We start from the raw sequence: 6,922 nt of genomic DNA on the forward strand, positions 1-6,922 counted from the left end.
ACACGGCCCCACCCACCCCGACTCCTGACCACCCCCCACCGGAAGGACACGCATGTCCCTCGACAACCTCCCCCGCTTCCCCCTGCTGCTCGGCCCCTCCCCCCTGCACCCCCTCGACCGCCTCAGCCAGGAACTCGGCGGCGCTCGGATCTGGGCCAAACGCGAGGACCTGAACTCCGGACTCGCGTTCGGCGGCAACAAGACCCGCAAACTCGAGTACCTCGTCGCCGACGCACTGGCCACCGGCGCCGACACCCTGGTCTCCATCGGCGGCATCCAGTCCAACCACACCCGACAGGTGGCCGCCGCGGCCGCCCGCGCCGGCCTGCGAGCCGTACTCGTCCAGGAGAGCTGGGTGAACTGGGCCGACGACAACTACGACCGGGTCGGCAACATCCAGCTCTCCCGCATGCTCGGCGCCGAGGTCAGACTCGTGGACGCCGACTTCGGCATCGGGGTGAAGGAAAGCTGGGAAAAGGCGATCGCCGAGGTCCGCGCGACCGGCGCGACCCCCTACCCCATCCCCGCAGGCGGCTCCGACCACCCCCTCGGCGGACTCGGCTTCGCCAGTTGGATCCGCGAACTCGAAGCCCAGGAAACCGAGCTGGGCATCTTCTTCGACACGGTCGTGGTCTGCTCGGTCACCGGGAGCACCCAGGCCGGCATGATCGCCGGAAACGCCCTGAGCCCACGACCCCGCCGGATCATCGGGGTCGACGCCTCGGCGAAGCCAACCGAGACCCGGCGGCAGATCAGCCGGATCGCCAGGGCCACGGCCAGGCTGGTGGGCGTCGAGCGGGAACTGGAAGACGCGGAGATCGTGCTCGACGACCGCTACCACGGTGGTGTGTACGGTGTCCCGGACGACACCACGCTGGCCGCGATCGGGACCGCCGCCCGGTTGGAAGGCATGATCACCGACCCGGTGTACGAGGGGAAGTCGATGGCGGGGCTGATCGACCTGGTCCGGCGCCGGGAGATCCCGGAGGACTCCACGGTCCTGTTCGCGCACCTGGGTGGTCAACCGGCGATCAACGGCTACTCCTCCGTCCTCGGCTGAGGACGGGCAGCTCAACGGTCACCCGGTCATAATGCCTCCGGCAGCCAGACACGACCAGACCAAGCCGCTCCCCTGGTGGGAGCACGCGAAGGGATCCGGGGGCGCATTCCGTGACCAGCGGAGCAGACCGTGACGCGGGTGGGGACATCCGGTCGCGGAAGTTACGGCACATCGAGGCGTGCCTGCGCCACGACGTCGACTACACCACCAGGACCACCGGTCTGGAGCGGTACGACCTCCCCTACTCCGCGTTGCCCGAGACCGACCTGGCCTCGATCGACCTGTCGACGGGTTTCCTCGGGCGGCCGCTACGGGCTCCGCTCCTCATCGGGGCGATGACCGGGGGAGCGGAGCTCGCCGGCCGCATCAACCGCAATCTCGCCACGGCCGCGCAGCAGCTCGGGGTGGGCCTGATGCTGGGCTCGCAACGCATCATGCTCGCCAGGCCGGAGGTCACCGCGTCGTTCGCCGTGCGCGACCTCGCTCCGGACGCCCTGCTGATCGGCAACCTCGGCGCGGCCCAACTGAACAAGGGCTACGGCGCCGCCGAGGTACGGCGCGCCGTCAGGGACGTCGGGGCCGACGCCTTGGCCTTCCACACCAATCCGCTCCAGGAAGCCGTGCAGGAGGACGGTGACACCGATTTCCGTGGACTGGTGCGTCGACTCGCGGACGTGATCGAGGAGGTCCCCTTCCCGATCCTGGTCAAGGAGGTGGGACACGGCCTGGGCGTGGAGGTCGCCACCCAGGTGGCCGAGGTCGGAGCGGCCGCGGTGGACGTGGCGGGAGCTGGCGGGACCTCGTGGGCGAAGGTCGAGCAGTACGTCCGCTACGGCGCCGTTCGACACCCCGAGCTGGCGGAGTGGGGCTTGCCCACCGCACAGGCCCTCACCCAGATCCGGCAGGCCCTGCCGAGCTTCCCGGTGATCGCCTCGGGCGGTATCCGTACCGGAACCGAGGCCGCCAAAGCGCTCGCGTTGGGTGCGGACGTGGTCGCGGTGGCCAGGCCCCTCCTCAGGCCCGCCACGGAGTCGGCGGACGCCGTGCGGACGTGGATCGAGAACTTCCTGTGGGAACTGCGCGTCGCCCTGCACTGTTCGGGCTGCGGAGATCTGACGGCGCTGCGGGCGCTCAGCCTGGCCCGGCGGATGGGCTGAGCGGGGTTCCTTCCCTTCTGGGTGTGTTTGTTCGGTTGGGGTGGTAGTAGTTAATTTTAGTCGAGACTGAAGCGATGAAATTCAGTAAAAATTAGGAACGTGTTCTCCCCCGTCCGCTTCGGCGGCCCCTCGGCCGATCACGTCGCGGCCATCCCAGGAGCTCCCACTTCCGCCCCAGCAGGCAGGCGCCCACCGGGGCGGCCGGCGCCCGCACCGGCCCCAAAGCCCCGCCGTGCTGATCAGCCCACCGCCCTGTCCGGGACCACCCGCTCCCCGGTTCCGCGGGCCCTCTCCTGGCGGAAACCGACCGACACGGTGGGAACACCGCATTGGAAAACCGAAAATCGGTGGATCAGCTCGGTGAGATCGCACGGCCTATTCGACCTGGACCGGAAGAACGAGAGCGTCCTGGTCCATTCGTTCCCGCCCATCAGACGGGATGAAGCCGCTCCTGGCCACTATTCCACAACTGGTGGTCGACGCGGTCACCCCGTGTCCGCGAGGCTGGTCAACAGCGCACCTCCGCACTTCTCACCAGCTCACCACGGTGTCGGCCGATGAGACGCCACCCCTCGTCACCAGCGGGACCAACGGCGACCCTGATTTTCACGCGGTCGGCCGAGTAGGCGGACACGTACGCTGATCCGCTGTTCCCAGGCCATTCCTTCGTCCGCTCCACACCGATCTGCTCCGAATGCCGAGCACTGCCCTTCGCAGCGAAATGCCACGTTACCCTTGCGGGCGCACCGAATTCCGATCCGCGTTCGCCGCGGATATCGAAGCGTGTTCACCGACGAACTCGTGTCCGGTAGGAGGCTTCATGCCGCACCATCGGTTGACGACCCGCCTGTCCGCGGCCGTCTCGGTCGTACTCGTTCCCCTCTTAGTGGGAGCCACCACGGCCGGCCCGGCCGGTACCGCCCACGCCCCAGCCGACGGCGCGACCGGCAGCGCCGGCACAGCCGATCTCGACCAGCTGTCCCTGGACACCACCCTGGTGGCCAGCGGCCTGGCCCGACCCACCGCCATCGCCGCCCCCGACGACGGCAGCGGCCGGCTCTTCATCACCGAGAAGCCAGGGACCGTGCGCAGCTACCACCCCGACACCGGCCTGTCCTCGTCCCCCCTGCTGGACATCGTCGACCGGGTGAACGGAGCTGGCAACGAGCGGGGCCTGCTCGGGATCGCCACCGCACCGGACTTCACCACCAACCCCCACGTGTACGTGAGCTACACCAGCCAGCCCGACGGCGACGTCACCCTGTCCCGCTTCACGCTCGACACCGCCCGCGATCGGGCGATCGATCCGGGCAGCGAGGAGGTGCTGCTCACCCAGGAACATCCCACCTACACCAACCACAACGGTGGGGAAGTGGCCTTCGGACCCGACGGGCACCTCTACTGGAGCCTCGGCGACGGTGGCGGTTCGGGAGACCCGGACGGCAACGCGACCGACCTGAGCACCCTGCTGGGGAAAATCGTGCGGATCGACGTGGGGAGGGACTGCGCGGCCGAGGGGTACTGCGTTCCCCAGGACAACCCCTTCGTGGACACCCCGGACGCGAGACCGGAGATCTGGTCCTACGGGTTGCGCAACGCCTGGCGCTTCTCCTTCGACCACGTCGACGAGTCGCTGTGGATCGCCGACGTCGGGCAGGGTGCCTACGAGGAGGTCAACCACGTCCCGGCCGACCTCGCGGGGGCGCACTTCGGCTGGTCCTGTCTCGAAGGACCAGCGTACTTCGACGAATCCCGGTGCGAGCAGGACGTGGACTACGTGGACCCGGTGTTCTGGTACCGGACGTCACTGGACGGGTGCGCGGTCATCGGCGGGCACGTCTACCGGGGCGAGCTGTACGACGACATCGCCGGCGGCACCTACGTGCTGGCCGACTACTGCTCGGGCACCGCGTGGGGTGTCGTGCCGGGCGCAGACGGGTACGAGAGCGCCGTGATCGGGGAGGCCCCCATCCAGGTGACCTCCTTCGGCACCGACGGGAACGGGGAGCTCTACCTGGTCAACGACCTCCCGGGTCAGCTGTACTCGGTGTCGTTCTCGACGACGGGCTGACCAGCTGACCGGCGGTCGGGTGGGAGGCGGTGACCGGCTGACCGGGCGCCTCCCACCCGACCCGAGATGACCCGACCGCGGCTGACACCGGGTATGTTGCCGACATGTCGGACAGTGTGCTCGCGGACCTCGTCAGCGCGGCGGAGGGCGAGGACCCGTTGAACGCGCTACGCGCCACCGCGGAACTGCGCCGCCAGTCGGAACGGTTGGAGGCCGTGCAGGTGCGCCGGGCCAGGGTGGCGGGTGTCTCCTGGGCCCGTATCGCCGAGGTGCTCGGCGTGAGCAAGCAGGCCGTGCACAAGAAGTACGGCAGCGGCGGCCTCTTCCGCTGAACGGACTGACCGCCCCCTTGGGCCCAGGCACCGCGAGCTCCCGTTTCTCCCCGGTCGACCGCCGCCTCACGTGATGTCCCCGCCCGGCCGCCACCTCGGTGACGGCACCGGAACACCAGCCGGTCCGCCTCCCGCCACCCTCCCGCTCGGGCTCGGCCCCATCTCCTCCCGATCCGCCTCCCCGGTTGTCCTTCGACAGGAGGGCCACCCGGCAGGGGAAACCCGGGAAAACCTCGCCAGTTGTCCCCAGGCCGGGAGTTGTCCACAGGGTGGCGTCTACCCGCCGCGCGACGAGGGTGCGATCGACCAGTGTGGTCCGCGACGAGCACTCGACGACGGGGAGCCACGATGACGCAGGCGGGGGAAGGCACGCGCGGGAGCGCCGGTACCACCACAAGACCGGTGCCTGCCTCCAGGCTCGGCCGATGGGGCGAGGACGTCGCGGTGGCGCACCTGGAGCGCCAGGGACTGGTGGTGCTCAGCCGCAACTGGCGTTGCCGGCACGGTGAGCTCGATGTCGTCGCCGTCGACGACGACACGCTGGTGGTCTGCGAGGTCAAGACCCGGTCCGGCACGTCACCGGAGGACGTCGAGGACCCGGCCGTCGCCGTCACCCCCGCGAAGCTCAGGCGCCTGCGCGTCCTCACCTCGGCGTGGCTGGCCCGCTACCACGTCGGTTGGTGCGCGGTCCGCTTCGACGTGGTCAGCGTCGTGTTGCCCGCCCGGGGGCCCGCTGCGCTGCGCCACTTCCGGGGGGTGTCCTGACATGGCGATGGCGAAGGCCTGGTCCGTGGGCCTGTTGGGGGTGGACGGGGTACCGGTGGAGATCGAGGCCGACGTCGGGGCCGGGTTGCCGGGCGTTCGGCTGTTGGGGCGGTTGGACGCCGTGGTCAACGAGTCGAAGGACCGCGTGCGGGCGGCGCTCCGCAACGTCGGGGAGAGCTGGCCGAGACAGCGGGTCACCCTGGCGCTGTCCCCTGCCGCCCTGCAGAAGACCGGCGCCGGTTACGACCTCGCGCTGGCCTGCGTCGTGCTGGCCGCGGCCGGCGCCCTTCCCGCTGAACGGCTGACCGGCACGCTGCTGTTCGGCGAGCTGGCCCTCGACGGCCGGCTGCGACCGGTGCGCGGCGTGCTGCCGGCGTTGCTCGCCGGACGGGCCGCCGGGCTGCGAACCGCCGTCGTTCCCGTCGAGGCACTGCCCGAGGCGGCCCTCGTCGACGGGGTTCGAGCCCTGGGCGCGGCGGATCTGGGCGCCGTGGTGCGGTGGCTCCGGGAGGGAGAACCGCTGAGCTCGACCGTCGCGACGGTATCGGAACGCCCACCGGCTCCGGAACTGGCCGATGTCATCGGACAACCCACGGCGCGGCGGGCGCTGGAGATCGCGGCGGCCGGCGGTCATCACCTCCTGCTCGCCGGTCCTCCGGGAACCGGGAAGACGATGCTGGCCCGCCGGCTCAGCGGGCTGCTCCCCGAGTTGTCCCGAGCCGACGCGCTCGAGGTGACCACCATCCATTCGCTGGCCGGGCTGCTGACTCCGGACGCGCCGCTGGTCACCTCCCCTCCCTTCGTGGCACCCCACCACGCGACCACCGTGCCCGGGCTGGTCGGGGGCGGGTCCGGGGTGGCCCGTCCGGGAGCGGTGAGCTGCGCACACCGCGGGGTGCTCTTCGCCGACGAGGCCTGCGAGTTCGGTGCGCACCGCCTCGAGGCGCTCCGCACGGCCGTCGAGGAGGGTGAGGTCCGCATCGCCAGGAGCCATGGCATCGCGCGCTACCCGGCCCGCTGCCAGCTGGTGCTGGCGACCAACCTGTGCCCGTGCGCGCCGCCCCGTGACACCGACTGCGTCTGTTCACCGACCGCCCGCCGGAAGTACTTCGGGAGGCTGTCCGGTCCCCTGCTGGACCGGGTGGACCTGCGGGTGCGGACCAGGCCCGTGCTGGCCATGACGCCGGCCGGCGCCGATGTCGCCCCGGAGGAGACCACCGCCGTGGTGCGGGAACGGGTGCGGCGGGCCAGACAACGGGCCGCCGAGCGGTGGGCCGACCATGGCTGGCGCACGAACGCCGAGGTGCCGGGTTCCGCGTTGCGCGGCAGGTTCCGACCCCCGCCCACCGTGCTGGCCGTGTTGGACCGCGGTCTGTGCGAGGGGTCGGTCACCGCCCGAGGAGCCGATCGTTGCCTGCGGGTGGCCTGGACCCTCTGCGACCTGGCCGAGCAGGAGAGGCCCACCGAGGAGCACGTCACCCGTGCCCTGGAGTTCCGGGACTGGAGGATGCCGGCGTGAGCGAGGTGTGCGAGGAGG

At 70.7% G+C, this 6,922-nt stretch carries 6 protein-coding genes; all 6 read left to right on the forward strand.

All coding sequences use genetic code 11. From position 1 onward, the window contains the following. Window positions 1-52: 52 nt before the first annotated feature. Window positions 53-1,060, forward strand: coding sequence for a 1-aminocyclopropane-1-carboxylate deaminase (locus tag ACTIDRAF_RS0217475; RefSeq protein WP_016700016.1), 1,008 nt, complete (start codon window positions 53-55; stop codon window positions 1,058-1,060). A 110-nt stretch (window positions 1,061-1,170) separates the two neighbouring features. Then, window positions 1,171-2,217, forward strand: coding sequence for a type 2 isopentenyl-diphosphate Delta-isomerase (gene fni / locus ACTIDRAF_RS0217480; RefSeq protein ID WP_016700017.1), 1,047 nt, complete (start codon window positions 1,171-1,173; stop codon window positions 2,215-2,217). An 820-nt stretch (window positions 2,218-3,037) separates the two neighbouring features. Beyond that, window positions 3,038-4,288, forward strand: coding sequence for a PQQ-dependent sugar dehydrogenase (locus tag ACTIDRAF_RS0217490; RefSeq protein ID WP_016700019.1), 1,251 nt, complete (start codon window positions 3,038-3,040; stop codon window positions 4,286-4,288). A gap of 104 nt (window positions 4,289-4,392) precedes the next feature. Continuing rightward, a complete protein-coding gene (locus ACTIDRAF_RS0217495; protein WP_016700020.1) occupies window positions 4,393-4,620 on the forward strand; it encodes a hypothetical protein in 228 nt (75 codons plus the stop codon). A gap of 402 nt (window positions 4,621-5,022) precedes the next feature. Beyond that, window positions 5,023-5,385, forward strand: a complete 363-nt coding sequence (locus ACTIDRAF_RS29520; protein ID WP_245533573.1) for a YraN family protein — start codon at window positions 5,023-5,025, stop codon at window positions 5,383-5,385. Between the two features lies 1 nt (window position 5,386). Continuing rightward, window positions 5,387-6,904, forward strand: coding sequence for a YifB family Mg chelatase-like AAA ATPase (locus ACTIDRAF_RS0217505; protein WP_016700023.1), 1,518 nt, complete (start codon window positions 5,387-5,389; stop codon window positions 6,902-6,904). Window positions 6,905-6,922: the final 18 nt, after the last annotated feature.

The sequence above is a fragment of the Actinoalloteichus spitiensis RMV-1378 genome (genome assembly GCF_000239155.1).
In the GTDB taxonomy this organism is placed as follows: domain Bacteria; phylum Actinomycetota; class Actinomycetes; order Mycobacteriales; family Pseudonocardiaceae; genus Actinoalloteichus_B; species Actinoalloteichus_B spitiensis.